Source organism: Paenibacillus violae (assembly GCF_032461945.1).
Classification (GTDB): Bacteria; Bacillota; Bacilli; order Paenibacillales; family NBRC-103111; genus Paenibacillus_E; species Paenibacillus_E violae.
In genome coordinates this window covers 413,647-439,165 of sequence record NZ_JAWCUD010000001.1, presented here as the reverse complement: position 1 = coordinate 439,165, position 25,519 = coordinate 413,647, and the positions used below count along the sequence as shown (strand labels likewise).

Genomic DNA, 25,519 nt, shown 5'->3' with positions numbered 1-25,519 from the left:
TTTTATTTTAAAGGGGCCTTGTACGCAGCGAAATGAACAGCTTGACCATTAACCCATCTGCCCAGTTCGCGGTCAGGGTCGCTTTTGAAAACAAGTACCTCATCATTCAGCGTTGTGTAAGTCAATACGGCTCCGCCCTCATCGGACTGAACGTGCTCCGGATGCCTATGTTTCATAGCGCTTGCGAATTGACGTACGCCCTCAATCCCCTTTTTCAGCGCATCCTTTTTGTCGATGCATTCAATCACAACGGCATTTTTGCGGCCGCTGCTCGTAATGATAGAACGGTCGGCAAGCACTTCCCTCTGATACGACTGCTGAATATAGACAGCCATGTATGCATGTCCACAAAAGCCGAACAAAGCATGCTCATCTTCCACCCATTCTCCTGCCGGCAAACAGCCAATAATCTGATCTTGCTGGCTTTCGGGAATTTGATAATCAGCAATGACGGTATTCCGGTGAAAAAACACTTCTGAAAATTCGCTCTGATGCCGCAAATCTCCTTCTTTATTTCCAGGAGCTGGATGGAAAAAATAAGCATGATTGACGCCTGTCACAGCATCCAAGGGAAGCGAAATATCCCAGCGATGCTGCTCATTGTCAAACTCGAGCATGCGCTCGTAGATACCGCCTACCGCGAAACTTTCTGTGATATATACATAGCTATGAAGCACATCCTCATCATTAGCTGCTGTTCCCGCCTGCTTGGGAATTTGGAATTTCACTTCAACTGGAGCCTTGCGATGCAAGGCGAGTTCACGAGCATCCGCTGGAGCTTCATACGCAAGGAAACCTGCAAATTCGGTTCGAGGCATTTCCTCAGGGAGCGTAAAATCCCCATACTGCACATAATCATGCAGGACATTCGTATCCCTAGGCATATCATGCGGCCAAATTCTGGAATGAGGTCCTACCCATGCCCCTCTCAAATAATACGTCGAGCGGATACGCCACAAATAATCCAGCATTTGAGCGAGCTGCCCTTTCAGCGCTTGATCCTTCATTAGCTGCCATGCGCACGTAAATGCCTGCACCCAATGCCAGAACCACGGCAGCCCTCCGTACTCGGACATCCCGATTGAGGTAATTCGATCTAGTGTAAGGCGTAAGCTTGCAATACCATCCTCCAACAATTCTTTATCTTCAAAGTGCTGCCCAAAAATGAGTTTGGCAGCCGTGTATTTGGCTTCGTGATGGTTGTAATGCTCAACCTTTTTTCGGTAAAAATTGCTCTTATAAATATGTTGAAGCGTTTCCTCAAATGAGCTGCGTAAAGGCTCGCTAAGCACGGCTGAGTATCGATCATAAAAATAAACCATTAAACTTCCCATCAATTCCACGGGGAGTGTGTTTTTAGAAGCTTCCTGCGGCGTTGGTTTTAAATTTAACGGCCAATGTCCGTAAGTTGGGCTTTGCGCATCCTGATCCTGTAGTTCAAGTAAACGTTGGAGAATGGTTTCCGCTTTGCTTTTTGCCAATTGGCGGTCACCGGTAAATTCCATTTCTTGCTCTTGCGAAGCGGCAAATAAATAAGAAGCATAATAGAAATTATCTCGAACATCTTGAAGAAATAAGAAGCCGCTTTCTAGTATTGGCAGTTGATAGGCCGCTGCGGCTACCTTTGATTTGATTTCGTTTTGTCTTTGTTGCAAATTCGTCAAATTTGTCATCCCCTTGCGTCCTTCATCAAAGATAACGTTTTATTTGTATAATAAAGCGTTATCTTTTTTAGTTGAAACGTTTAACTTAAGTTTATATGCAAACATATGCATCGTCAATGCGTGTTGGAACATTCATTTTTCATATTTTGGCTGTTGCTTCCCTTTACAATTTCTTATAAAATGATCTACCGTTGGTCAAAATATATAGTCATCATTATTTGCTTGGGATAGGAGGTATTCATCCTGATTCATATCGAGAACTTACAAAAAGTGTACGAGGATATACCGGGACGTGTACCGGCCATCCAGCAGATCCATTTACATATCGATCGCGGAGAAATCTTCGGCATCATCGGACACTCCGGCGCCGGGAAAAGTACCTTGCTGCGATGCGTAAATTTACTTGAACGTCCATCTTCGGGCAGCATCACCATCGACGGCGAAGACATGACAAGTTTAAATGCCAAGCTGCTGCAAGTAAAGCGCCGCAAGATCGGCATGATCTTTCAGCATTTCAATCTGCTATCCTCCTCTACGGTTGCCGATAATATCGCTTTCCCGCTGAAACTGGCCGGTATGGGTCAAGCTGAAATAAAAGCACGGATTAAAGAGCTGCTTGAATTGGTGGGTCTGCAGGACCATGCCGGTAAATACCCTAACCAGCTTTCGGGTGGACAGAAACAGCGTGTCGGTATTGCCAGAGCGCTAGCTAACCATCCGGACATTCTGCTCTGCGACGAAGCCACTTCTGCCCTTGATCCGCAGACAACGAATGCCATTCTCGCTCTGCTGCTTGATATTAACCGGAAACTTGGCATTACGATCCTGTTGATTACGCATGAAATGCAGGTTATTCGCGCGATTTGTGACCGCGTTGCTGTCATGGAGAAAGGGTTGATCGTCGAAACCGGGAAAGTACTAGATGTGTTCCTTCAACCTCAGCATCCGGTAACGAAGGATTTTGTTGGACAGGTAGCTGATTTCGCAAGCAGCGTATCTGAAGACGGTATGAACCTGAACAGGGAAAATACGCAAGGAACCGTCATTCGAATTACGTATATCGGGGCTAAGACGTATGAACCGATTCTCTTCGAGACCGTCAAATCGACGAATGTCACCTTCGCTATTTTACAAGGCACCATTTCTTCCATGAAAGGAGTGCCGTACGGCCAACTGGTCGTGCAATTATCCGGTGCACATCAAGAGGAAATCGAGGCTGTTATTGCTAAATTGAAGCAAGAAGGAATGGATGTGGAGGTGATAGCCCCATGAATATGACCTGGGAGATTAACTGGGCTGAGATTGCCAAAGCAACCGGCGATACGCTTGTCATGCTGGGGTGGTCGCTCCTATTCACCATCATCATTGGTTTAGCCCTTGGCATTATTTTATTCCTTACTTCCAAAGGACAGTTGTTGCAAAATATGCCGCTTTATGGGGTGCTCTCCTTGATCGTGAACATCCTGCGCTCCGTGCCCTTCGTTATTCTCATGATCTCGGTGTTTCCGATCACGAAGGCGCTCGTGCACACCACGATCGGCGTTAAAGGCGCGATCCCGCCTCTCGTGATCGCCGCCGCGCCCTTCCTGGCGCGGCTGGTTGAATCCGCGCTGCGCGAGATCGAGAGCGGCGTCATTGAAGCCGCTCAGTCGATGGGCGCAACGCCATGGCAAATCGTCTGGCGCGTGCTGCTGCCGGAAGCGCGCTCGGGCTTGATCTCAGCCGTTACCGTAACGGCTGTTGCGCTGCTCTCCTACTCCGCCATGTCAGGCGTCGTAGGCGGAGGCGGGCTTGGCGATCTTGCGCTCCGTTACGGCTATATGCGGTTCCGTACGGATATTATGATTGTCACTGTCGTTATCCTTGTCGTTTTCGTTCAGCTTTTACAAATGCTTGGGGATCGCATGGTCGCCAAATACAACCGCAAATAAGACATCACGATTATTGGAGGTCATTTTATCATGAAAAAGCTTTCTGTTTCACTTGTTGCTCTATTCTTCATTCTGGCACTTGCCGCATGTGGGCAAAAACCGGCTGAGAACCAAGCTAGCACAGCGCCAGCTGCTTCTGGAGTACCAGCCGCTACGACGCCTGCCAAAGAAGTAACCTTAAAAGTCGGCGCGTCTTCCGTTCCTCACGCTGAAATTTTGAACGGTATCAAAGCAAAAATGAAAGCTCAAGGCGTTAACCTGGAAGTCATCGAATTCAACGATTATGTACAACCGAATGTGCAAGTGTTTGAAAAACAATTGGACGCAAACTTTTTCCAACACCAACCCTACCTTGATCAATACAATGCTGATAAAAAGCAAGATCTTGTAAAAGTCGTAGGCGTGCACATTGAGCCGTTCGGTGCTTACTCTCAAAAAGTGAAATCCGCTGCTGAGTTGAAAGATGGCGCGACTGTCGCTATTCCGAATGACCCGTCCAATGCGGGCCGTGCGCTAGCTTTGATGGAGAAAAACGGTTTGATCAAACTGAAAGATGGCGTTGGCATTAAAGGAACTGTGAAAGACATCGTCGAAAACAGCAAAAAACTTCAAATTAAAGAGCTTGACCCGGCTATGCTGCCGCGTACGATCGGTGAGTTCGATCTGGCTCTGATTAACACGAACTACGCGCTTCAAGCAAACTTGAATCCTACGAAAGATGCGCTGTTCATCGAGGACAAAAACTCCCCTTACGTGAACATTCTCGTTGCTCGTCCGGACAACAAAGATTCCGAAGCTATGCAAAAACTGGCTAAAGAATTGAACTCCGCTGACACGAAAAAGTTCATTGAAGACAAATACAAAGGCGCTATCGTTCCAGCGTTCTAATATAAAAAAACCGTCAGGAAGAACTTCCTGACGGTTTTTTTATACTTATTTTAAAAGAGAAAGAATGTCCGTATATGAGTAGCCATGCGCCTCAGCGACAGCCTTGTAAGTAACGTGCCCCGCTACAACATTAATCCCTTTGGCAATGGCTCTATTGTCCAGTGCAGCTTGCACATACCCTTTGCCGGCAATTTGCAAGCCGTAAGGCGTAGTCACATTCGTCAGCGCCAATGTCGACGTGCGAGCTACGGCACCAGGCATATTCGCCACCGCGTAGTGAATGACGCCATGCTTCTCGTAAGTCGGTTGGTCATGCGTTGTGATGCGATCTATCGTCTCAATGGAACCGCCTTGGTCGATCGCAACGTCCACAATTACGCTGCCGGGACTCATCGTTTTGACCATCTCTTCCGTCACGAGACGTGGTGCGCGAGCGCCAGGAATAAGTACAGCGCCGACGACCAAATCAGCTTGCCGCACGACTTCAGCGATATTATATGGACTAGACATGATCGTTTTCACACGTCCTTGGAAAAGATCATCCAATTGACGCAAACGATCCGGATTCAGATCCACGATCGTAACATCAGCGCCTAATCCAATCGCCATTTTCGCTGCGTTTGCTCCTACGATTCCACCGCCGATGACAGCTACTTTTCCAGGCTCAACACCAGGTACGCCGCCTAGCAGAATCCCTTTGCCGCCGTGCGCTTTCTCCAAGAAATGCGCGCCGATCTGGACGGACATGCGGCCTGCTACTTCGCTCATTGGCGTCAATAATGGTAGACTGCCATTGTCCAACTGAATGGTTTCGTACGCAATTGCGGTTACCTTGTTGCGAGCTAGTGCATGTGTCAATTCAGCCTCAGGTGCAAGGTGAAGATACGTGTATAAAATCAAACCTTCATAGAAGTAGCCATACTCCTCTGGAAGCGGTTCTTTTACTTTGACAACCATTTCAGCTGCCCAAACGTCCGATGCTGCCGCGACAATCGTCGCTCCTGCTTGTACGTAATCTTCATTCGTGAACCCGATACTGTGACCTGCCATGGTTTCTACCAACACTTCATGCCCTGCTTTTGTATAAGAAAGCACGGAGCTAGGCGTCATGCCTACACGAAACTCATTATTTTTTATTTCCTTAGGTACCCCAATAATCATTCTGCATCTACCTCTCCTAGGGACCCACGAAAAAGGATCCGTCTTCACTTGATAGTTCCAAGTATAAGAGGGATCCGTTCTTGTTCCATTAGACAAATTGTCAAAAATCTGTCCGGTTTTTTTTCACAATTTTATTTCAGGATAAAGCAGTTGATACGCCCGGATTCCGACCTGCAGCGCTAACCGTTTCTCAGGAAGCATGTAATCTGCGCCTAGCAGCTCCTCTATTTTCTCCAAACGGTAATAAAGGGATTGCCGAACGATAAAAAGCTGTTGGGCTGCAATTTGCTTAGACCCGTCACTGTCCAGATAAACCTTAAGTGTACGCAGCAGCTCGCTGCCTTTCATTTGATCATAATCGATAATCGGCCCTAAATACGTACGGACAAAGGACTGCAGAATATGCTTATCGGCAATATGAAAGAGCAGTTGAAATACGCCCAGCTCGTCAAAAAACTGCACTTTGCCCTGCAGCGTCGGAGCAAGTGAAATCGCTTGAAGCGCTTCTTGATAGCTTCGGTGGGCTTGCAAGAAGCCACGGTTGCTTTGACCGACTCCGATGGTCAGTTCCATCTCTTCCTCAGCTTTCAAGAACTGAAGCGATTGAAATACCTGCTGTAGCCTTTCTTTGGCCGGCCGTTTGGACGTTTTGTCAAAAGCTACGACGACAAGCCGGTTATTTTTCAAAGTTAATAAAGGATGGAACGTGTGCTGCTCAAATATGGAACGTGCGGCTAATGAAAGATGAATACCGGCAGATTCTATGCCATCACCGTCATCAAGCATGGATTGATTTTCGATCTGTCTATGTTCAAATTCTATTAATATAACATGATAAGGCAGTTCATTCAGCTGTTTAAAACCATGGCCAATCAAGACTTTGATCTGTTCCTCGTCACGAATGCGAAGATGGAGCAGATCGTCTACCCATAAGGTTTGCGAGTACAATTTGCGCTCTTCCATATATCGTTTGCGCAATAAATCCTGCGCGATCGACAAAGAGGCGGAGTCCAGAATTAAGTACTCATACTCCTGTGGTTTACGACCTAGAACGAGAATAATATGGGCCCAGGTTTTACCCATTGCGCCAACAGGCTGTACGATCACTGTCTGTCCGTCTAATTCAAAAACAACCGGAGAACCTGTATTACCGGCCGTTGATTCTCGTTCTAGTTGGCTATTCAGAATTTCCAACCATTGCGTTGTCTCACGTCTTCCCATCTGTGGAACAAATTTGGGTTGGCCATCTTGAGGCATATAGATAACTTGGGCTTTTGTACTGCTCTGGAGCAGCCCTAGCACATGGGAAACCCCTTGTGAGGATAATGTCATGCGATGGAACTCTCGTGAAATTTTCTCCAGATCTTGGAGTGCTTTATGATGTTGGTTGATGATGTGCGCATGAATATCTTGCGTAATGTCGATAAAGCGCACCGCTTGAGGGAAAATGATGAGAGGGAGCTGGCAGGTTTCCGCCGCGTCAATCCACGTCTGCGGGATGGCACTCAAATAATGTCCCATCTCTATGCACAGACAGGATACGTTATTATTAATTAGCTGCTCCAAATAGAGCATAAACAGCTTCGTATCGCTCTTGAAGGCGGCCCCCGTAGTCAGGATCATCTCCCCGCCCTGCAGCAGCTCTTCAAACTGAATCACTTCGATGATATGCACCCAGCGCACTAGTCGCTGTAACCCCTCTTGTCCTGCAGCGATATAGGCTTGCTGAAAGAAAGGTCTACCCAGCACTTCTTCTACCGTTAATTGATAATCTTGATTCAAGACTGTCACGCTACTTTCTTCTGGCTCACCAAAGTTATCCACAATTGACTATTAAGGCTATTTGGGGATAAAAGAATTCATGAAGTTTAGTATACATGAAAAAAGCGCCTGTTTCACTAGGAAACAAGGCGCTTTTGGGATATTCTAACTTAGATGGCTTTATCGATGGCAACCGTTTGCCCGGACCAAACCTTCTGCGAGGTCCAAGGCGCATCCGCATCGCTCCAGAACGCATCATCTGCCGGCAAACCAAGCGGCAGGAAGACAGCGGAGCACAGGTATAGGCTGCCTGTTGAGATGTAAGGCTCGCCAAGTTCAGGCTGGTGACCGCATAAACCGATCGTCAGCCAGCCCTCTTCGTCGAAGGTGCCCGGTGCTTCAATCAGACGCTTGATAATGGCGCTTAATGCGCATCTAACTTGCGAAGGAGAAACACCGGTCGGCAGTTCGCGGCGCAGTGCTGTTTGAGCTAGTGCCTGAAATGCGCCGAACCGGTAAGCAAGCGACCTGCCGATGACAGGGAACGTCCCCTCAGGGGAGATGGAACGCTCCTGAATAGCGGCATAACGCTGCGCACGCGCCAAAATATCCTTGCGCATAACAGCCCAATCTTCATAATGCGTATCCACATGCTCAATGATATCAACCAGCATGGGCTGGATCACGAAGCTGTTGTAGTAGTCCGCATGATAATGAGGGCCATCGCCGTACATGCCGTCTCCGAGGTACCACTGCTCATGCTGCTTGAGGGCAAAGTCCACACGCATCTGGTCCCAATCCTCGCCCATAAATCTGAGCGCGGTTTCCGTCATCGCAGCGAACAACAGCCAGTTGTTGAAACCCGGCTTGCGAGTTCTCGTCGCTTTCAAGGCTTGCACCAAATTGCTCTGAACACGGCTCTCCAGTCCATGCCAAAGTGTGTTAGGAGCTCGCAGAATCGCATGCGACAGAAAAGCAGTATCCACAATTGGCTGAAATCCATGGCTAAAGTTCATAAAATCTGGCGATTCAGGATCAGTCGCCGCATCCAGACCTGTACGCACGAGCTGGGCGTAATGTGTCCGAAGCTTCTCCTCCTCTGCATCCAGCGCAGGCGTTTCCAGCCAAGGAGCGATGCCAACGAGCGTACGGGCAAAAGCTTCCAGATGCGAGTACTGGCGCTGCTCTTCTTTTTTATTTTCAACAGGCATCGTTGCCCGCAGTTTTCTATCCGCCAATGCCGTAAGAACGGGATCAGCAATGCGAAGCATGGTTTGTACCCAATCAGAACGGGTACTGCTGGCTGCGGCTTGATTATTCATACCAGTAACCTTTAATTCCTTTCTCCATGCGCACAAGCGCTTCCAAGTAGTAGTAATCTCCCCAGATCATGAAGTCGTCAGGTGCATTTCCACCGCGAACACTGTAGGAGCCGCGCTCAATGAAACCTTGCGCATCAGGCTTGCCGATTGTTGCATACGATTTCACTAGGCCAGCCATGGAGCGTTGGATCGCATTTTCCAAATAAGCACGGTCCGCATCATCAGCAGCCAAATGTTCTAACAACTCAAGTGCTCCTGCTGAAGCAATTGCGGAAGCGGAGCTATCGCGTTTCGTTTCTGCATTTACAGGCGCATTGAAATCCCAGTACACAACGTCATCCTGCGGCAGGCGGTCAAAGAAGTAACGAGCCAGACGTTTCGCTGTTTCTAAGTAAAGTGGATTTTTCGTATAGTGGTAAGAAAGCGCAAACCCATAAATCCCCCATGCTTGGCCGCGAGTCCATGTTGAACCATCGCTATATCCTTGTGCAGTTCCACCATGCAGTGGCTCACCGTTTTCTTGATCAAAATAGAACGTGTGGAACGAGGAATCGTCGCCACGCACCAAATAACGGCGGCTTAAATCGGCATGAATGACAGCAACTTCTTTGTATTTGGCGTCGCCTGTTTGTTCGTAAGCCCAGTACAAAAGCGGCAAATTCATCATGCAGTCAATGATAATGCGGCCACCGTTATGCTCATCGCCTTCAGGACCCCAAGCTTGAATATACTGACCTTTTGGTCTCCAGCGCTTCATCAATACATCGGCAGCTTGAAGTGTAAGCTGTTTCGCATTCTCATCTTTTTCAATGATCCACTGCGCTTTGGAGGAAAGAGAATATAAAAAGCCGATATCATGGTGATCGAGAGCGACATTGTCTTCCAATCTTTTCTTAAAGCTTGCAACCGTTTTCTGTGCAGCCTCTTGAAAAGCTTTGTCGCCACTGTATTGGTAGCCCAGCCACAAAATACCGGACCAGAAGCCGTCCGTCCAATCCGTATTCGGATTCAAGTGATACACATCATTTTCGCTGACATGAGGAAATAAATCCCCAAAACGTTCAATGTTCACTTTCGTTTTCTGTAAAGCATCTTCAATGGCTTGTTTCCACATAAAATGATTCACTCCGTTTACTGTAGTTTGGTTGTTCCTCGTTCTATAAAAGTAAGCGGGACCTCGATTTCGCGGTCTTCGCCTGACTCCGCTTTGTTGCCAATCTTGTGCATCAGCTTGTTTATCGCCATTTGCGCTTGATCGTTATAAGGAATGTCCCAGCTTGAAATGCCAGGATAGCTTTCTTTCGCAATATAATCGTTATTAATGCCAATTAATTTAAGGCGGCCCGGAATATCAATGTTCATTTTATTAGCCGCAGATAACACTCTTAATGCTACATGATCGTCAAAAGCCACAACTCCAACAGACTTCGCATGCCGCTGCATAAGATCACGCAGGTAGGCTTCGATATCCAATCCCATCGTATCCACAATTTCTTGGGACACTCCGCCACCAAATTGCGCCATCCCGGCATCAAACCCAATGAGACGCTGTTCATCGATGACTTTCGAGCGTTTGCTGCCTAAGTAACAGATCGTTTCGCAGCCATGATCGGCAAGCACCTTAACGGACTGCAAGCAAGCTCCTGCAAACCCAAGATTAACAGCTCCTGTCGCTATGTCTTCCGGCCAGCCCCACCCATTAATCAGAACTAATGGTGTTCCGCTGTTGACGATAGAGCGCGTCGTTTCAAAGCCCATAGCTAAACCATGGCAAATTAACCCGTCAACTCTCCGCTGCAGCAAAACTTCCAAGTGCCTGCGTTCAATATCCGGGTCAAAACCTCCAGAAGAGAAGACGGATAAGTGGTATCCCGCATGATGCGCTTCAATCTGTAAATGTTCGGCAAGCTGCCCATAGTAGCCGGCCATCGCTGGAATAATGAGACCGATTTCATAAGTTTTGTTACGGCTTAAACCTGCTGCCATCGTGTTGCGCCGATACCCCAGTTGTTCAGCAGCCAATTCGACTTTGCGAATTGTCTCTTTCGATGAGCGAATACCACCTCGATTCAACACATTGGAGACGGTGGCAATCGACACACCTGCTGCTTCGGCCACTTCTACAATGGTGACTTGTTTGGGCTTGGTCATCCCTGTTTCAACTCCGTTTTGTTAAACGTTTAACATACTCTATTAGCTTAATGTGAAACGTTTAACCTGTCAAGAGAAAAAAAGACCGGTTCCCTCACTTCAAGGGAAATCCGGTCACTTGTTTTTACGAAGCGTTACTTCGCTTTATTTTTTCCCAAAATCGCGTTAGCATCCTTGCGGAATTTCGCAGCAGCTTCTTCTACGCTCGTTTTCTTATACAAGATTTGCTCGCTTGTTGCTTTGAGCAATTTCTCGACTTCGATGGAACCAACCGGGTTCGGAGGATCCATTTGGGAGCTGTTTTGTTCAGCCCATGCCACATAATCAAAGATTTTCACTTCGTTCGGTGACAGCAGTGGTTTGAGCGCATCTTTCACTTTGGAGGATACAGGCACACCACGGTCGCCTTTAATCAATTTATTGGCTTCAATATCGTTCACGAAGAAGGAGATGAACTTCGCTGCTTCTTCTTTTTGCTTGGAACTGTTTGCAATGGAGAAATACATACTTGGTTTCAAGAACAAGCCTTTATTGCCGTTGCGTCCAGGAAGCGGGAACAATTCAAGCGGACGGTCTTTCACCAAGTTGGCAACAGCTAAGAATTGATTGGACCAACCATTGCCGGTTACGGCGTTGTTCAGCAAAATTTCGTCTTCCTCAGCTACACCTTTCTTCTGTGACTCTTTATCAAGAGAAAGGATATTGCCGGCTTCGTACCATTTTTGATAACGTTTGAAGTAGTCAATGAACGGTTTATCGTCGGTGTAACCAAGCGCTGTACCGTCTGCATTATACATTTTTTGATCGACAGTGCGCAGGTAGTACGGGAAGAAGACTTCATGGTGAAGAGCAAAACCGCCGATTTGCTTGCCGCCAGCTTTCGCTTTTGCCGCAACCGCATCATAATCCTCCCAAGTCCAATCTTTGGTTGGTGTCGGAATGCCTAAGCTTTTAAACGTATTCACATCTACTGTCGTCGCCAGTGCGTTCACGCCTAAGTTCATCGCGACTAACTTACCTCCTACTTCACCACCGGAAATATTATTCGGGGAGATGGAGGAAACGTCGATCAGCCCATTTTTCGTGTAAGGCGTCAAATCAGCCAGCTGATTTTTCCCGCCGTATTGTGTCAAGTAAGAGATATCTATCTGGATAACATCCGGAAGTTGATTGGCTGAGGCTTGCGGAGCAAGTTTTTTCCAGTAGTCGTCGAATGGCGCATATTCCGCTTCAATTTTGACGTTCGGGTTCTGTTTCTCATACATCTCGATGACTTTTAACGTGTAATCGTGACGCGCTTGCCCACCCCACCAAGCTACGCGAAGTTTAACTGGATCTTTGCTAGGTGCTGTAGTTGCCGCTGCTGCTTTGGATGGTTCCGCGCTGGCCGCAGGTGCTGCTGGCGTATTCGTGCCTGATGAACATGCTGCCGCAGTAAACATGATGGATAGCGACAATGCTAAAGTGAACACTTTTTTCATCTCTATTCCTCCCCTAAGTGAGCCGATCAAATTTGGATAACGCTTACATGTTTATTATCCATCTTTCCAGGGGAAAGTTTAATCCAGAAAGTAGAGGTATTTGTTTAAAAAACAGTGTTAAAAAAATATTAAAAAAAAATAAAACCAACCTGAACCTTTTTACGTAGTACTGTTCATGCATGACATTCTTTCAGGGTTAGGGAGGTTTCTTGCTTATGACATTGACACTCAGGTACTACCAAACCGCTTCAATCCGGGACGCCATTTCCATGTTAGTCTGGTATTTACGTAAAAAACGCCGCGCGTAACATGACTTATAGGGTTCGCAAAAATAGTAATAAAGGCTGCTCTCCTGTAGATGATCTACTAGAGATGCAGCCTTTTTGCTAGTATGGTGGGAAAAGCCATGCTTCTTAACGCCGATAATTCCTGCTATTTCCGTGGCTTCTCCATTTTTCATCTAATTAACTGGATTTTCCACCACTATTTGCTTGAATCCACCACATTTTCGGGTAGTATCCGGCCATTTAACTGGAGTTCCTACCTCTATTTCGATCTCAGCTGCTGTGAGGCACTGATTATCGTTAGTTTTTCCATCTATCTAAAACATTTCAAAAAAACCGACAATTTCCCACTACTGGGTACTGTTGCTCTGAAAGCTGTCAGCAAATGATTGAGCTCACTAACTCGTAAGACCTCAATCGCTGCTCATAATCTGCAACCGGCGTGACCAGAAGAAATTCATCGACCTCACAGTCGCTTGCGATTCGCTTCAATTGCTCATGCACGCTAGCTGCTGTGCCAATGAGCATCCTGCGCTGGGGCTGTGACTCTGCACCTTGCAGCCAAGGCATGCCTGCTGCGAGAACTCGCGCCTCCTCCTCCGAATCGGCGCAGACCACACCGACCGCGATGATGACGCGAGGGACTTGCCCTTGTGCGGATGGCACAAAATTCTCCCGGTAGCCTCGCACAACTTCACAAGCATCGCTGTCGCTCATAAATTGGCCGAATACGTAGCCAGTTCCATGCTCAGCTGCTAATGCCGCGCTTTTCGTGTTGGTGCCTAGCATCCACACTTCCGGCGCAACAGGAGGCATCGGCCTTGCCGTTACCGGTTGCCCCTCGCACTCAAACCGGTCTTCCAGCAAGGCCATTAACGACTTCAACGTTTCCGGCAGCTGCCGAACGTTTTCTAGGAAGTTGCCGCTTAGCGCGATGGCGGCATTGGCAGAACCGCCGGGCGCTCGCCCGATGCCAAGATCAATTCTGCCCGGGTATAGGGCAGCAAGCATATGAAAGCTTTCAGCCACCTTCATCGGCTTATAATGTGGCAGCAGCAGCGCGCCTGAACCGATGCGAATACGTTCCGTCCTCGCGCCGATATGCGCCAAGAGAACCTCCGGCGCCGTGCATGCCAATGCAGGCATGTCGTGGTGCTCAGCGACCCAGTAGCGCGAGTAGCCCCATTTTTCAGCTTGCTTGGCCAGCATGACAGCATGTTCGTAGGCTGCGCCCGCGTCTGCGGGGTCTATAACGGGAACAAGGTCTAACACACTAAGCTTCATTCCGATGTGTCCTCCATAACCAGAACCGACGCGAGCTTACAAAGCTTCGCCTTTACCGCCATCAATATTGACCGAAGTCCCCGTTACATAGGAAGCTGCTTGTGAGGACAGAAAGGCGATTACGTTCGCTGCTTCCTCTGCTTGTCCGATACGGCCTAGTGGGATGGCGTGTCTTGCATCACGTGCATACTCATCCCAAGTGAGCTCAGGCGCCTCCCGCTTCCAGGCTTTTTCCAGCTGATCACTGCGAATCTTCCCGATACAAACGGTGTTAACACGGATGCCGTCTCCGGCAAGATCCTTGCTCATTGCGTTAGTTAAAGCCAGTCCAGCTGCACGGCTGACACTTGTCGGCAGGGAGGAAGCCGGCGGAGTTTTGGCGGCAGACGTCGTCAGATTCACAATGGAGCCGCCTCCTGCTTGCTTCATATAAGGAATCGCGTAACGGGAGAAATGAATCGCTCCGAACAATTTCAGTTCCAGATCCTGACGCCAAACCTCCGTACCAACCTGTTCAAAAGGTTTCGCCGCAGAAGTCCCGGCATTATTAACCAGAATATCAATGCCGCCAAAAGCTTCAACCGTTAGCTCGACAGCGCGTTTGCAGTCTTCTTCTGACATAACATCCGCTTGAATCGTCAGTACACGGCCTTCCGTCAAGCCGGCAATATGTTTGGCAGCTTCCTGCAGCTGCTCCTCATTCCTCGCACAAATAGCAACCTTTGCCCCCTCACGGGACAATGTGATGGCAGTCGCCAAACCAATCCCTTTGCTCCCGCCTGTGATTAAGGCAACTTTCTCCTTCAACCCTAAATCCATCCCTACATCCATCCTTTCCTAGACACCAGAGTAGTTCTAGCATACTCTTTTTCGCAGCATTTTTTCAAATGTTGGCAAAAAAAAGAGAGGCATGCGCCTCCCCTTCTCTACTTTCTAGTTATTCAAGTAAACGGCTTTTCCAGTACGCGCCGATTCATAAATAGCTTCCAAAATTTGTGACACAACATATGCTTGCTCAGGAGTCACGACAGGTTCTGCATCCGTTTCAATCGCTTTGATCCAAGTGCGCATTTCCAGATCCGCATCGCTTTCTTTTGCCCCATCATAAAAAGCAACTCCGCCGGCTTTCAGGTCAACTTCCGTTGTATACAAACGGCTGTGTTTTTCGCCATTGATACGAAGTCCGCCTTTCATGTCTGCGCCGCCTTCTGTTCCGCTGAGCGAGCATTTCGCCTCGTCAACTTCCAGCGTGTTCAGAGCCCAGCTGGATTCCAGCATAATTGTCGCTCCGTTTTCCATCACGATCATCCCGAATGCGGAATCTTCCACTGTAAACTTGCTCGGATCCCACGGTCCCCAAGCGTTAGCGGCATTCTCTTTCTGAGACAATTCGTGGTAGGACGTTCCAAGCACAACTTTCGGTTTGTAGTTGTCCATCATCCAAAGCGTCAAGTCCAAAGCGTGTGTGCCGATATCGATCAACGGGCCTCCGCCTTGTTTTTCTTCATCGAGGAATACGCCCCATGTCGGAACTGCACGACGACGAATCGCATGCGCTTTAGCGAAGTAAATTTCCCCAAGCTCGCCTTGCTCACAAACGCGTTTCAAATGCTGGCTGTCCGGACGGAAACGGTTGTTGTAGCCAATTGTCAGCTTTTTGCCTGTACGTTTAGCTGTCTCAGCCATACGTTTTGCATCTGCTGCCGTTTTCGCCATCGGCTTTTCACACATGACATGCTTGCCAGCTTCCATTGCTGCAATAGCAATTTCCGCATGCGAGTCATTCGGAGTAAGAACATGCACGATATCAATCGTAGCATCTGCTAGTAATTCTTTGTAATCTTCATAAACGGTAGCGCCCTCTGCGCCGTATTTGTCAGCCGCCTTCTCTGCGCGCTCACTCACGATATCACAGAATGCGACAATTTCAACATTTTTCAGCTTGCTCAAGCTCGGCAAATGTTTACCGTTTGCAATTCCACCGCAACCAATGATACCAATACGGAAAATACGTGACATAAGATTACCTCCAAAGTAGGTTGAATTTTATTGTGAATTAATTAGGAAGTTCAATGGTGACTTCACGTTTCTGAAGGGAGGAGCGAATAATACCGTCAATAATCGCTTGATTCCGGACGATTTGCTCACCTGGAATCGGTGCAGGCTTGCCGTCGCGAACCGCTTCTACAAAATCGCGAACTTTTTCATTAAACAAATTTTTATTATGATCGATGATCGGGATTTGACTTTCGGTATGGTGTCCAAGAACATCATGGAAGTATGTGATAGATCCAACAGATCCATCAAACACGCCGCTCCATGGCCCTTTTCCGGCAGGCGTTACTTTAAGTCCGCCATCGGTTCCAAGGAACAGAGTCGGTCCTAATGTATCCATGTGCATCGCCCATGAGATTTTGAAATTCAGCACAAGATCGCCTTCGAATCGGATCATCGCAACACCGAAATCTTCTACATCGAAGCGTGCTGCTTCTTTATGATACAAAGGGTTCGTACCAAAATAGTTAGAACTGTAAGCGGATACGGTAAGCGGTTTCGGATATCCCATCGCATTCAGCGCCATATCAAGCGAGTAGCAGCCGATATCGGCCATTGCACCGGCACCTGCGATTTCCTTGGAGATAAATGTACCGCCAGGCATCCCTCTACGGCGTCCGCCGCCAGTCTCCACGTAGTACACTTTGCCCAGTTGACCGGACTGAACCACATCTTGGATGGTTTTCATGTTCGGATCATACCTCGGCTGGAAGCCAACATTGAGCATGAAGCCTGTCTTTTTCGCCGTTTGCGCCATTTCTACCGCTTCATCCAACGTTACGGACATCGGCTTTTCCAACATGACGTGTTTGCCTGCCAACAAGGCATCAACCGTTGTGCGGTGATGAGCCACATTAGGCGTGCAAATGCTTACTCCATCAAGGTCTAACTCCAGCAGCTGCCGGTAATCGTCAAAGGCCTGCGCCGATGTGAGCTGCCAGAAATCAATAAATTGCGCCGCTTTGCCAGGTACAGCATCTGCAACCGCTACAATCTCTACATCAGCCAGCTCCCGGTAGGCTCTTACATGTGCGCCAGCAATACCGCCGCCGCCAATAATGCCGATTTTCAATGTTTTGCTCATCTCATTACCTCATCGCTACATGTAATATTAAGACATCCTACATAAATGTAGCATAGGAATAATAGGATTTTTAGTCTAACATTAGGACAAAAAAGATAAGAAATTGCGACATGGCATATTTGTGCGAAAAAACGGCTTGTCTTCTGCATGTCGTTGGATGGCCATTCACAAACTATATTGCCCCTTCAAAATCAGGATTGAAGCCGTCGTTCAGAGGGCGGATTACTTCCTGTTTACTCCCTCTTACCTCTTGCGAGCATAAGTTGTTTTCGGCTAACGGACTGAGATGACGCTATCTGCTACTTTTGAGAGGGAATGAGCAGCTAACGGACTCCAGAGTCATTATTGGCCATGAACTTGCCTAAAACAACGACAAAATGCATAAATAACGGCGCCTCAGTCCATTAGCTCTCAAATTCAGCCGAATTTGGCGGAATAGCGGCTGCTGGGTCCGTTAGCTATTCCCGTTGCAAAACACAAAGAGAGCTGCCCCAGTAGACATCTCTACTTTTGAGGCAGCCTTGTAACAGTAGATGGCCTTCTTCATCTACTCCCCGACCCAGCTACTTCCACCATCCTGCCGCTTACGCGCTGCCTTCACCGCCCACCTTCTTCTTCGCATCCTCCAGAAGACTTCGGTAAGCCGGTTCATCCGGATGATCGCGCACTAAGTCCTCATAGTAGCGGCTGACTCGCTGGAAATAATAAGGATGAACGTCCTGCGTCGGAACAAGCCGGTACGGATCCCAGCGGTACGTCTGCACTTGGTACGCTTGATTCTGCTCTTTCACCCAAAGCGCGAGCTCGCATAAGCCGTCTTTCCCGTCTCTGGTCGGCATATCCTCAATCTCCAAATGATCGTACGTAGTCCCCGGCGGGATCATTCGCTGAAAGCCGCTTGACGTCCATTGGATGATGTCAAGCTCAGAACCTGAACCTGAGCTTGTGCCCTTTTGCTGCCAGCCGATAATGACATCCCAGCCTTGTCTGCGTGAAACGGGCGCTGCCGCAAAATCCGTCACTTCCCTGATTCCTCCCGTGGATGCTGATGCAATAGGAAACCAGTTACCGGAATAGTCCTTGAGCGAGAACAGGTACTGGTTATCTAAAAATCTATACATAGCCGTGATTTCGGGAAAGCCGTCACCGTCAACGTCCGCATACAAGATTGCCGCGGGATTCCCCTGCTGCTGCAGCTGCACGATCTCAGCTTCTTGAGGTATGCAGCTCCGGACGACGGCAAGGAAATCAATATTGTTCATGCTCATGGTTATCCCTCTTTTCGCATCATTCTCAGCTAAAGTATATGCGACTGTGGACTTGGCCCATGATTACTAATAGCAAGAACAACAAAAGACCATGCACCTCAACCTAAGTTGACATACATGGTCTTCCTTACGCCTTAGGCGCTCCCAAGATACACCTGCGTCTGATGGACGCAATGAATGAAACGCACGGTTTGCGTTTCAGCTCTCATGACGACCGAGTGAGTCTCTGCACGGCCACCGAATTGATACTTCACACCGCTCAAGAAATCCCCGGTGGTAACGCCTGTCGCGGCAAAGTAAATATCGGATTCTCCCACGAGATCACGCATGCTCAGCACTTTGGAGGGATCCGTGATCCCCATAGCCAAGCAGCGAGCGATCTCTGCATCATCCTCCGGAAGAAGCCGCCCCTGGAACTCGCCACCCATACAGCGCAGCGCGGCCGCGGCGAGCACACCTTCCGGCGCGCCTCCCGAACCCACGTGCAGGTCGATGCCCGTTTCGGGAAATGCGGTCGCCATCGCTCCCGCCACATCGCCATCGCTAAGCAAATGAATTTTAACGCCTAGCGTGCGCAGAACTAAGATTTTGTCGGCATGCCGTTTGCGATCCAAAATCGAGACGGTTAGCTCCGTTACATCCTTTTGCAGCAGCTCCGCAGCTTTGCGTACGGTCACATCGAGCGGATCCTCTAACCGTAGATGACCAGCCAGTCGGGGACCGACGGCGAGCTTTTCCATATACATATCTGGAGCATGCAGCAGATTCCCTTTCTCGGCAATGGCTACAACGGAAAGCGCATTGTTTCTGCCGCTTGCAACAATATCCGTACCTTCCAGCGGATCTACAGCCACATCATATTCAGGACCAACACCGCTGCCCACTGGCTCGCCAATATAGAGCATGGGCGCTTCGTCCATCTCACCTTCACCGATGACAACAGTTCCCCGAAATGGAATGGAGCTAAAAATAGAACGCATGGCAGATGTTGCCGCTTCGTCAGCGCTATGTTTATTCCCTTTTCCTGTCCACCGAGCGGACGCCAAAGCAGCATATTCTGTAACTCGAACAATTTCCAGTGACAAATCTCTTTGCATACATCCATTCACCCTTTCTACTTTGGAATTGTTTTGTACGTTTACGTTCTGTCAGCTAAAATAAGTCCTGCTGTCTCTTCGATCGCTTTCTCACTAACATCGATGATTCGGCATCCAAGATCACGATACAATTTCATCGCAAAAGCCAGCTCTTCTTTGACCCGCTCCCCAGTCGCATATTTGGCGCCAAAGGGAAGTCCTACTGCTTTCAAGCGTTCTGTTCGAATGCGTACCAGTTGATCAGGATCCATCATTAAACCAATTAATTTCTTAGGATCTAATTCATATATAATGGCGGGCGGCTTTACCTCTGGAACAAGCGGGTAATTGGCCACCTTATTTCCTTTATGCGCCAAATAAATGCTCAACGGCGTTTTGGAGGTGCGGGAAGGCCCGAGCAAGACAATATGGGCATGTCTCATCGCGCTGGGATCTTTGCCATCGTCACTATTTACCGTGAACTCAACCGCTTCAACCCGCTGGTAATACTGCTCATCCATCTGGTAGAGCAGACCTACTTTGCGCTTCGGCGAATCCTTGAAGGTATCAATGAATGCCTGCATCATAGGTCCCATAATGTCAATCGCATTGACGCTAAGTCGAATGGCTTCCTGCCGCATCATCTCCCTAAGCTCGGGAAGAACTAGCGTATAGGCGATAAAACCGTTCACTTTCGATGCTTCTTCCACTAAGGAGCGCACTTCATCTTCGGTTCGGATGGATCCGAAGCGTTTGACCTGCACTTGGCTGGCATTAAATTGGCGGATTGTTGCTTGTACGACGGTATTCGCCGTTTCCCCTACAGAATCCGAACAAACGAAAATCGTATGCATCTTTTCTCCCACTTGCACTCCTCCTGATTAAATCCCCAGCGCTACTTCAAGCAGCAGTTTGGTCATCGTCGTTTTCGTAATTCGGCCTATTACTTCGTCGTATTCCTGTTCAGGCGTTGCCGGCTTAACGACAGGCAATCCGTCGACTTGATGATGAATCATTTTCCGAGCAGCTTCTAACACGCTGTCTTCCGGGTGCACCGTAACAATGTTCGGATGTCTGGTCATGACGAGTGATACAGGCATTGTGTTAGCGGCGGACTGGCCTAATGTCACCTTCAGCAGATCCTTTCGTGAAACGATACCTACTAAAGCCCCCTGTTGATTTACAATCATTAAACTTCCTACGTTTTCTAGAAAAAGTGTCACGACAGCATCGCTGACCGTAACCGTCTCCCTGAGCACAACGGGAATGCCCATGACTTCTTTGACCTTCATCGCCTCAATATGCTTAAATGGTGAATTCACTTCAAGCGCAGCTTTTCCAAGAAAATAGCCGACTTTCGGTTTGGCATCAATATGCCCAAGCATCACCAAAACAGCCAGATCCGAACGAATCGTCGGGCGGCTAATGCCTAAAAGCTCAGCGATGCGTTCACCCGTAATCGGGGCATGTTTGCCCACAAGATCAATAATTTCCAACTGGCGGGATGTCAGCTCGATGATGTTTCCCTCCTAAACAATTCAAAACCACCTATATAGTGTGTTCTATTTATTATATATTGTATATTATATAGCATAAAAAAGGAAAATAACATTGTTTTATAGCACATAAAATAATTTCTTATCATTTTTGGACACGTTCCGTTCACTTTTTTGGACGCAAAAAAGCCCCTTTCTACTTCCTGAAGGAATGAAAGAGAGCTTTCTATACAGCTATTGGAAAAAGACGATACCCATAATACCCGCGCCTACAATGATAATAAATGGATGCAGTTTATATTTGATAATTCCCATGAAAGCACCGATTGAGATTAACACCGTAGCAATCTGCTGCCAGGTGACCGGTAGTTTCGCTTCACCCCAGCCTGCCATGCCAAAGTGTATCGCCGCAAAAATAATTAAGCCGGTGACGACAGGCTTCAAGCCGTAAAAAGAAGATTTAAACCACTTATTATGATGCCATTTGTACAAAAATGCTGCTAATACAATGATCAATAAAAGAGATGGAAGCACCATGCCGAGCGTCGCCGCAATGGCGCCCATTACGCCAGCCGTCTGAAATCCAATTAGTGTGGCACAATTCGTCGCAATAGGTCCTGGGCCTGCCCCCGCCAAAGACACAACTTGGTTGAAAGCTTCATCTGTAAGCCATTGGTTTTTGCTCACCTCGTGCTGGATGACTGGCATCATCGCGTATCCACCGCCGAAGGAGATAAACCCAATCTTAAAAAAAGTAAGAAATAAACTGAATAGCACGCTTTTTCACCTTCCCTCATATACCGTCAGCAATAAAATAATCTGCGGCCCGGTTGGTCATAGGCGCTTGCGACTTCGTTTCTTTGCTTGCGAATGGATCTTTCATTCCCCATTTTTGTTTCAAGAAAACGACAGCAATTCCAACCACAAAACCGGAGCCAATCACTAAGATCGGTGATATCGGGAGGAAAAGCAGGACGAGCACGGTCGCTACGGCTGCAAAAAGCGTCATTTTATCGATAATGGATGACTTCGCCATTTTGTAGGCAGCTGCTGCGATCAGTCCGACGATTGCAGCATGAATCCCCTCCATGATAGCCTGCATTTTCGGATAACTTTGGAGAATTGCGTAAACCATACTAAGGAGCATAACAATGATAAACGTAGGAAGCGTAATGCCGATGACGGCTGCTACGGCTCCTCGAACTCCTGCCAAATGATAGCCGACCAAGGCTGAAACATTCACGCCTACACCGCCCGGAGCTGCTCCGGATATGGCAAGAAGTTCTGTCATCTCATCATCTGACATCCACTTATTCGTCTCAACCACTTCTCTATGAATAGCAGGCAGCATAGCATAACCGCCACCAAAAGTAAGTGGGCTGATCCGCAGAAATGTCCAGAAGATGCTTATTAATTTACGAAAGTTGTTTGTTGGCATGTTGGTTGACCTCCCCTGCACTTAATTCTATTTTGAACTAAAGAGAGTAGAATGTCCAATCATTTTTACTAATCCGCCCTCTAAATCCCCCTTATAATGCAGGACGAACGTTTATTTCAATCCCGATCATCCCGATTAAAAATGTAAGTTTAATTTATTTTGGTATAAAGGTCAGCTTTCAAACAAATTGGGGTAAGCCTAACGTAAGAACACCTAACCTAATTGAAAGGAAGGATGAATCATGAGCCGAATCATTCAAGCGTATTTTCACACGGAAAATCAAGCGGAGGATGCAAAAGTATTGTTGATGAAATACAATCCGGAAATGCTCGAGGTTGGATCACTGGAGGGCGGATATAACGGCAGCGGACGGCTGCTGCTTCCCATCTTGGATGGCGGTGGTTTGGTAAACGAAGCAAACATGAACAACAGTTTTGCGATGACTGGTGCGCTGCCGACTGCGGCTCTCAGCTCTTCCGATTATGCGAGCGACCGAGACGCCACTGCACTTCATTATGTGCTCACAGCCAAAGTCAAATATGCAGATTATTCAGGGGCTGCTGAGATTATCCGCAGGAACCATGGGCATCTGGAGGAATTAGATGAGTAGGCAAAAGAGTTCCCTCAATCCAGAGAGCACTTGCCCCAATGAAAAAAAGAGCTTGCCGACATCGGCGAGCTCTTTTTTATGCAGCATTTGTCTGCCGCTTTTTCATGGCATAGTTCGTAATATAGACCCCAGCCACGATTAGTATCGCCCCCAAGAGATGATACACTCTTAGTGATTCGCCCGTAAAAGCTGTTGCAAATATCGCGCTGAACATCGGGATAAAGTTCAGAAAACCCGCACAGCGTTGGGGTCCCAGGATTTCGATGGCGCGGTTCCAGCTCAGGAACGCAATGATTGATGCGAATAATCCGATATAGATGAGTCCTGAGATAAGCGCTGAATTCCAAGCAATCTGCGGGGATTTCACCGCCACTTCGGTTAATGAAAGCGGAATTAGCAGGATCAAAGCGACGACAACCTGCGCCAGCAGCAAGGGGCTGGAGGGAAATCGCCCCGCTACCTTTTTCATGCCTACGGAATATAGGGCCCAACATAGAACTGCCGTTAGCATCAGCAAATCGCCCTTATTAAAAGACAGATGAAGCAGCGCTGACAAGCTCCCTCGACTAATGATCCAGCTCACGCCGGCCATTGAAATAAAAATGCCCGGCAATGCCGTCCAAGCTAATTTTTCTCGCATGACCAACCATGTCAGGATCACCACAAGTATCGGCGTCGCAGAGTTCATGAGTGAAGCGTTAATGGAACCTGTATATTGAACCGCGACATAAGTTAATGTGTTGAACCCGGCAACGCCGGTTGCAGACAAGAACACAAGCATTTTCCAATTCCGGAGAAATTCAGCCCTTAACCGCCAAGTTTGCTTGCCATAGAAAGGTAGAAGCAGCAGAAAAGCAATGCCCCAGCGCAAAGCGGCTAAGGTAATGGGCGGGATATGCTCAACGAGCGCTTTGCCGGCCACAAAATTACCTCCCCATATACAAGTGGCGAGCAATAAAAGTATGTAGGGGGATTGTCGTATCATGCGGATCAAACTCCTTTGTAAATCCTTCATCTGGTCATGCCCTTCTACATGATAACATATGACGAACTCCTAAAGACGATGTCCCATCTAATATCGAATAACAAAGTGGTTGAAGTTACATACTAACGTATGGAAATATTGTGAAATAACTTAAGGAGATCAATGTGGATGAGCAGTGAAGAGATAAGGGAAATCAGCCTTCTAGAGCAAACCCTGCAAATGCTTTGCGATTGTTCTGACTTGACGAATCACCATTTTCCTCTTCATCAGGTCGATTTGGTTTATTTCAGTTATCTTGTCAGTCCAGAAGCTCTAAGGAATGATGTCTTAAATCTGTTTAATGCAAAACACGACAATATGGTAGCGATGTTGAGCAAGTCTTCCTTCAAGCAGAAACTTCAAGTGAACGAAATCGTTCATGATATTCTGAACGGTTGTATCGCTATTTTTTATAATCATAGTGCTTATTTGTATGAAGCATACGCGCCTGAATCACGAACGATACAAAGCTCAGAGACGGAAAGTGTCATTAGTGGTCCAATGGACTCTTTCACCGAATCACTCAGCACAAATCTGTCTTTAATTCGCAGACGCATCAAGGATCCGTCACTCAAAGTGCTTGCCTTCACAATTGGCAGCAAAACAGGCACATCGTTAAATCTCCTTTATTTGGACGGTCTTGCAGATTCGTCTCACGTGCAGCAGTTAAGCGAGATGATAGAAAAGCTCGATATTCCGATCATCACTGAAACAAATATCCTTGTTCAATATTTAAGCCCTAACAAGTACTCCTTGGCACCGCAAATCTTTACAAGCGTGCGGCCTGATCTCATCGCGAATAAACTGATCAGCGGCAAAATTGTCGGGCTGCTTGAGGGGAGTCAAACTGCCTTCAGTACCCCAACTTCCTTTATTGAATTTTTCATGTCGCCTGACGATTATTATCAACCGTGGCCCGTCGCCTCTGCCGTTCGTATTTTACGACTTATTGCCTTATTCATTACACTCAGCTTCACAGCATCCTATGTCTCGCTAGTCACTTATCATTATGAGATGATTCCGCCATCGCTGTTGCTAAACTTAATGGAATCCCGTAATCGAGTGCCTTTTTCACCGCTGGTAGAAGCCATTTTTATGGAGATGACCATTGAGCTTCTTCGTGAAGCAGGGGCACGCTTACCCACCAAAATCGGATCTACGATTGGGACTGTCGGGGGAATCGTCATCGGCCAAGCGGCTGTTCAAGCTGGTGTAACAAGCAATATCCTCATTATCTCTGTTGCGATTTCGGCCATAGCCTCCTTCGCCATCCCTAGTTATATCATGAGCGCTTCCATTCGGATAATGCGATTTGGTATCATTCTGTTGGCTGGTATATTTGGAAATTTCGGTCTAGTTTTCGGCCTCGGATTCTTGATCGTTCAACTTTCCAGTTTACATATGTTTGATCTATCTTATTTATCACCTTTAGCACCATCGCAACCAAGTCGTTGGTTAGATCAGATTATTCGAGCGCCCGTGCAAATTTTGGCTAAATTGAAAAAATTCACCCCTAATAAATCAGGCAAATGAAGGAGTTA

23 protein-coding genes are annotated in these 25,519 nt (G+C 47.7%); 5 read left to right on the top strand and 18 right to left on the bottom strand.

From position 1 onward, the window contains the following. Positions 1–2: 2 nt before the first annotated feature. Positions 3–1,664, bottom strand: a complete 1,662-nt coding sequence (locus RQP52_RS01635; protein WP_315949078.1) for a hypothetical protein — start codon at positions 1,662–1,664, stop codon at positions 3–5. Between the two features lie 243 nt (positions 1,665–1,907). On the opposite strand from RQP52_RS01635, the gene RQP52_RS01630 reads away from it, so the two are divergent. From RQP52_RS01630 to RQP52_RS01620, 3 genes are read left to right on the top strand one after another with little or no spacing between them, the layout of a single operon-like run. Then, positions 1,908–2,936 carry a methionine ABC transporter ATP-binding protein gene (locus tag RQP52_RS01630; RefSeq protein ID WP_379175159.1) on the top strand — a complete coding sequence of 343 codons (1,029 nt, stop codon included), beginning with the start codon at positions 1,908–1,910 and terminating at the stop codon, positions 2,934–2,936. Next, the gene (locus RQP52_RS01625) at positions 2,933–3,595 is read left to right on the top strand and encodes a methionine ABC transporter permease (RefSeq protein ID WP_315949076.1); all 663 of its coding nucleotides are present in this window, start codon (positions 2,933–2,935) and stop codon (positions 3,593–3,595) included. The genes RQP52_RS01630 and RQP52_RS01625 overlap by 4 nt, the downstream gene beginning before the upstream one ends. A gap of 30 nt (positions 3,596–3,625) precedes the next feature. After that, on the top strand, positions 3,626–4,483 hold the full coding sequence (locus tag RQP52_RS01620; protein WP_315949075.1) for a MetQ/NlpA family ABC transporter substrate-binding protein: 858 nt from the start codon (positions 3,626–3,628) through the stop codon (positions 4,481–4,483). Positions 4,484–4,528: 45 nt separating this feature from the next. On the opposite strand, the gene ald is transcribed toward RQP52_RS01620, so the two are convergent. The 16 genes from ald to RQP52_RS01540 all read right to left on the bottom strand — a co-directional run bounded on the left by ald (position 4,529) and on the right by RQP52_RS01540 (position 22,344). Then, on the bottom strand, positions 4,529–5,644 hold the full coding sequence (ald, locus tag RQP52_RS01615) for an alanine dehydrogenase (protein ID WP_315949074.1): 1,116 nt from the start codon (positions 5,642–5,644) through the stop codon (positions 4,529–4,531). A 123-nt stretch (positions 5,645–5,767) separates the two neighbouring features. Then, positions 5,768–7,435: a PucR family transcriptional regulator gene (locus RQP52_RS01610; protein WP_315949073.1), complete on the bottom strand. Its 1,668-nt coding sequence runs from the start codon at positions 7,433–7,435 to the stop codon at positions 5,768–5,770. Positions 7,436–7,575: 140 nt separating this feature from the next. Further along, complete coding sequence (locus tag RQP52_RS01605) at positions 7,576–8,727, bottom strand: DUF2264 domain-containing protein (protein ID WP_315949072.1); 1,152 nt, start codon at positions 8,725–8,727, stop codon at positions 7,576–7,578. Continuing rightward, entirely contained in the window at positions 8,720–9,841 is a 1,122-nt protein-coding gene (locus tag RQP52_RS01600) for a glycoside hydrolase family 88 protein (protein WP_315949071.1), read from the bottom strand. The genes RQP52_RS01605 and RQP52_RS01600 overlap by 8 nt, the downstream gene beginning before the upstream one ends. Before the next feature lie 17 nt (positions 9,842–9,858). Beyond that, positions 9,859–10,878, bottom strand: a complete 1,020-nt coding sequence (locus tag RQP52_RS01595; RefSeq protein ID WP_315949070.1) for a LacI family DNA-binding transcriptional regulator — start codon at positions 10,876–10,878, stop codon at positions 9,859–9,861. Between the two features lie 134 nt (positions 10,879–11,012). Next, positions 11,013–12,359: an ABC transporter substrate-binding protein gene (locus RQP52_RS01590; RefSeq protein WP_315949069.1), complete on the bottom strand. Its 1,347-nt coding sequence runs from the start codon at positions 12,357–12,359 to the stop codon at positions 11,013–11,015. Between the two features lie 662 nt (positions 12,360–13,021). After that, entirely contained in the window at positions 13,022–13,927 is a 906-nt protein-coding gene (locus tag RQP52_RS01585; protein WP_315949068.1) for an LLM class flavin-dependent oxidoreductase, read from the bottom strand. 36 nt (positions 13,928–13,963) lie between these two features. After that, a complete protein-coding gene (locus RQP52_RS01580) occupies positions 13,964–14,746 on the bottom strand; it encodes an SDR family NAD(P)-dependent oxidoreductase (RefSeq protein WP_315949067.1) in 783 nt (260 codons plus the stop codon). 114 nt (positions 14,747–14,860) lie between these two features. Continuing rightward, on the bottom strand, positions 14,861–15,946 hold the full coding sequence (locus RQP52_RS01575) for a Gfo/Idh/MocA family protein (protein WP_315949066.1): 1,086 nt from the start codon (positions 15,944–15,946) through the stop codon (positions 14,861–14,863). A gap of 37 nt (positions 15,947–15,983) precedes the next feature. Further along, entirely contained in the window at positions 15,984–17,066 is a 1,083-nt protein-coding gene (locus RQP52_RS01570; protein ID WP_315949065.1) for a Gfo/Idh/MocA family protein, read from the bottom strand. 584 nt (positions 17,067–17,650) lie between these two features. Further along, positions 17,651–18,334 (bottom strand): hypothetical protein, encoded by a 684-nt coding sequence (locus RQP52_RS01565; protein WP_315949064.1) that lies wholly within the window; start codon positions 18,332–18,334, stop codon positions 17,651–17,653. Between the two features lie 134 nt (positions 18,335–18,468). Further along, positions 18,469–19,431: a class II fructose-bisphosphatase gene (gene glpX, locus RQP52_RS01560; protein ID WP_315949063.1), complete on the bottom strand. Its 963-nt coding sequence runs from the start codon at positions 19,429–19,431 to the stop codon at positions 18,469–18,471. Between the two features lie 41 nt (positions 19,432–19,472). After that, entirely contained in the window at positions 19,473–20,264 is a 792-nt protein-coding gene (locus tag RQP52_RS01555; protein ID WP_315950353.1) for a pyruvate, water dikinase regulatory protein, read from the bottom strand. Positions 20,265–20,291: 27 nt separating this feature from the next. Further along, positions 20,292–20,906 carry a helix-turn-helix transcriptional regulator gene (locus RQP52_RS01550; protein ID WP_315949062.1) on the bottom strand — a complete coding sequence of 205 codons (615 nt, stop codon included), beginning with the start codon at positions 20,904–20,906 and terminating at the stop codon, positions 20,292–20,294. A 234-nt stretch (positions 20,907–21,140) separates the two neighbouring features. Next, the gene (locus RQP52_RS01545; RefSeq protein ID WP_315949061.1) at positions 21,141–21,683 is read right to left on the bottom strand and encodes a chromate transporter; all 543 of its coding nucleotides are present in this window, start codon (positions 21,681–21,683) and stop codon (positions 21,141–21,143) included. A 16-nt stretch (positions 21,684–21,699) separates the two neighbouring features. Then, positions 21,700–22,344 (bottom strand): chromate transporter, encoded by a 645-nt coding sequence (locus tag RQP52_RS01540; protein ID WP_315949060.1) that lies wholly within the window; start codon positions 22,342–22,344, stop codon positions 21,700–21,702. Positions 22,345–22,585: 241 nt separating this feature from the next. On the opposite strand from RQP52_RS01540, the gene RQP52_RS01535 reads away from it, so the two are divergent. Then, positions 22,586–22,954 (top strand): hypothetical protein, encoded by a 369-nt coding sequence (locus RQP52_RS01535; protein ID WP_315949058.1) that lies wholly within the window; start codon positions 22,586–22,588, stop codon positions 22,952–22,954. Between the two features lie 76 nt (positions 22,955–23,030). Here RQP52_RS01535 and RQP52_RS01530 read toward each other — a convergent pair whose 3' ends face one another. After that, entirely contained in the window at positions 23,031–23,939 is a 909-nt protein-coding gene (locus tag RQP52_RS01530) for a DMT family transporter (RefSeq protein ID WP_315949056.1), read from the bottom strand. Positions 23,940–24,107: 168 nt separating this feature from the next. On the opposite strand from RQP52_RS01530, the gene RQP52_RS01525 reads away from it, so the two are divergent. Next, a complete protein-coding gene (locus RQP52_RS01525) occupies positions 24,108–25,511 on the top strand; it encodes a spore germination protein (RefSeq protein ID WP_315949054.1) in 1,404 nt (467 codons plus the stop codon). Positions 25,512–25,519: the final 8 nt, after the last annotated feature.

Coding starts and splice junctions, on each gene's coding strand:
- RQP52_RS01565 (WP_315949064.1), bottom strand. CDS start 18,334: ATGAGCATGAACAATATTGATTTCCTTGCCGTCGTCCGGAGCTGCATA.
- RQP52_RS01540 (WP_315949060.1), bottom strand. CDS start 22,344: ATGCCAACAAACAACTTTCGTAAATTAATAAGCATCTTCTGGACATTT.
- RQP52_RS01555 (WP_315950353.1), bottom strand. CDS start 20,264: ATGCATACGATTTTCGTTTGTTCGGATTCTGTAGGGGAAACGGCGAAT.
- RQP52_RS01620 (WP_315949075.1), top strand. CDS start 3,626: ATGAAAAAGCTTTCTGTTTCACTTGTTGCTCTATTCTTCATTCTGGCA.
- RQP52_RS01600 (WP_315949071.1), bottom strand. CDS start 9,841: ATGTGGAAACAAGCCATTGAAGATGCTTTACAGAAAACGAAAGTGAAC.
- ald (WP_315949074.1), bottom strand. CDS start 5,644: ATGATTATTGGGGTACCTAAGGAAATAAAAAATAATGAGTTTCGTGTA.
- RQP52_RS01530 (WP_315949056.1), bottom strand. CDS start 23,939: ATGATACGACAATCCCCCTACATACTTTTATTGCTCGCCACTTGTATA.
- RQP52_RS01595 (WP_315949070.1), bottom strand. CDS start 10,878: ATGACCAAGCCCAAACAAGTCACCATTGTAGAAGTGGCCGAAGCAGCA.
- RQP52_RS01580 (WP_315949067.1), bottom strand. CDS start 14,746: ATGGATTTAGGGTTGAAGGAGAAAGTTGCCTTAATCACAGGCGGGAGC.
- RQP52_RS01625 (WP_315949076.1), top strand. CDS start 2,933: ATGAATATGACCTGGGAGATTAACTGGGCTGAGATTGCCAAAGCAACC.
- glpX (WP_315949063.1), bottom strand. CDS start 19,431: ATGCAAAGAGATTTGTCACTGGAAATTGTTCGAGTTACAGAATATGCT.
- RQP52_RS01535 (WP_315949058.1), top strand. CDS start 22,586: ATGAGCCGAATCATTCAAGCGTATTTTCACACGGAAAATCAAGCGGAG.
- RQP52_RS01585 (WP_315949068.1), bottom strand. CDS start 13,927: ATGAAGCTTAGTGTGTTAGACCTTGTTCCCGTTATAGACCCCGCAGAC.
- RQP52_RS01605 (WP_315949072.1), bottom strand. CDS start 8,727: ATGAATAATCAAGCCGCAGCCAGCAGTACCCGTTCTGATTGGGTACAA.
- RQP52_RS01570 (WP_315949065.1), bottom strand. CDS start 17,066: ATGAGCAAAACATTGAAAATCGGCATTATTGGCGGCGGCGGTATTGCT.
- RQP52_RS01590 (WP_315949069.1), bottom strand. CDS start 12,359: ATGAAAAAAGTGTTCACTTTAGCATTGTCGCTATCCATCATGTTTACT.
- RQP52_RS01525 (WP_315949054.1), top strand. CDS start 24,108: ATGAGCAGTGAAGAGATAAGGGAAATCAGCCTTCTAGAGCAAACCCTG.
- RQP52_RS01575 (WP_315949066.1), bottom strand. CDS start 15,946: ATGTCACGTATTTTCCGTATTGGTATCATTGGTTGCGGTGGAATTGCA.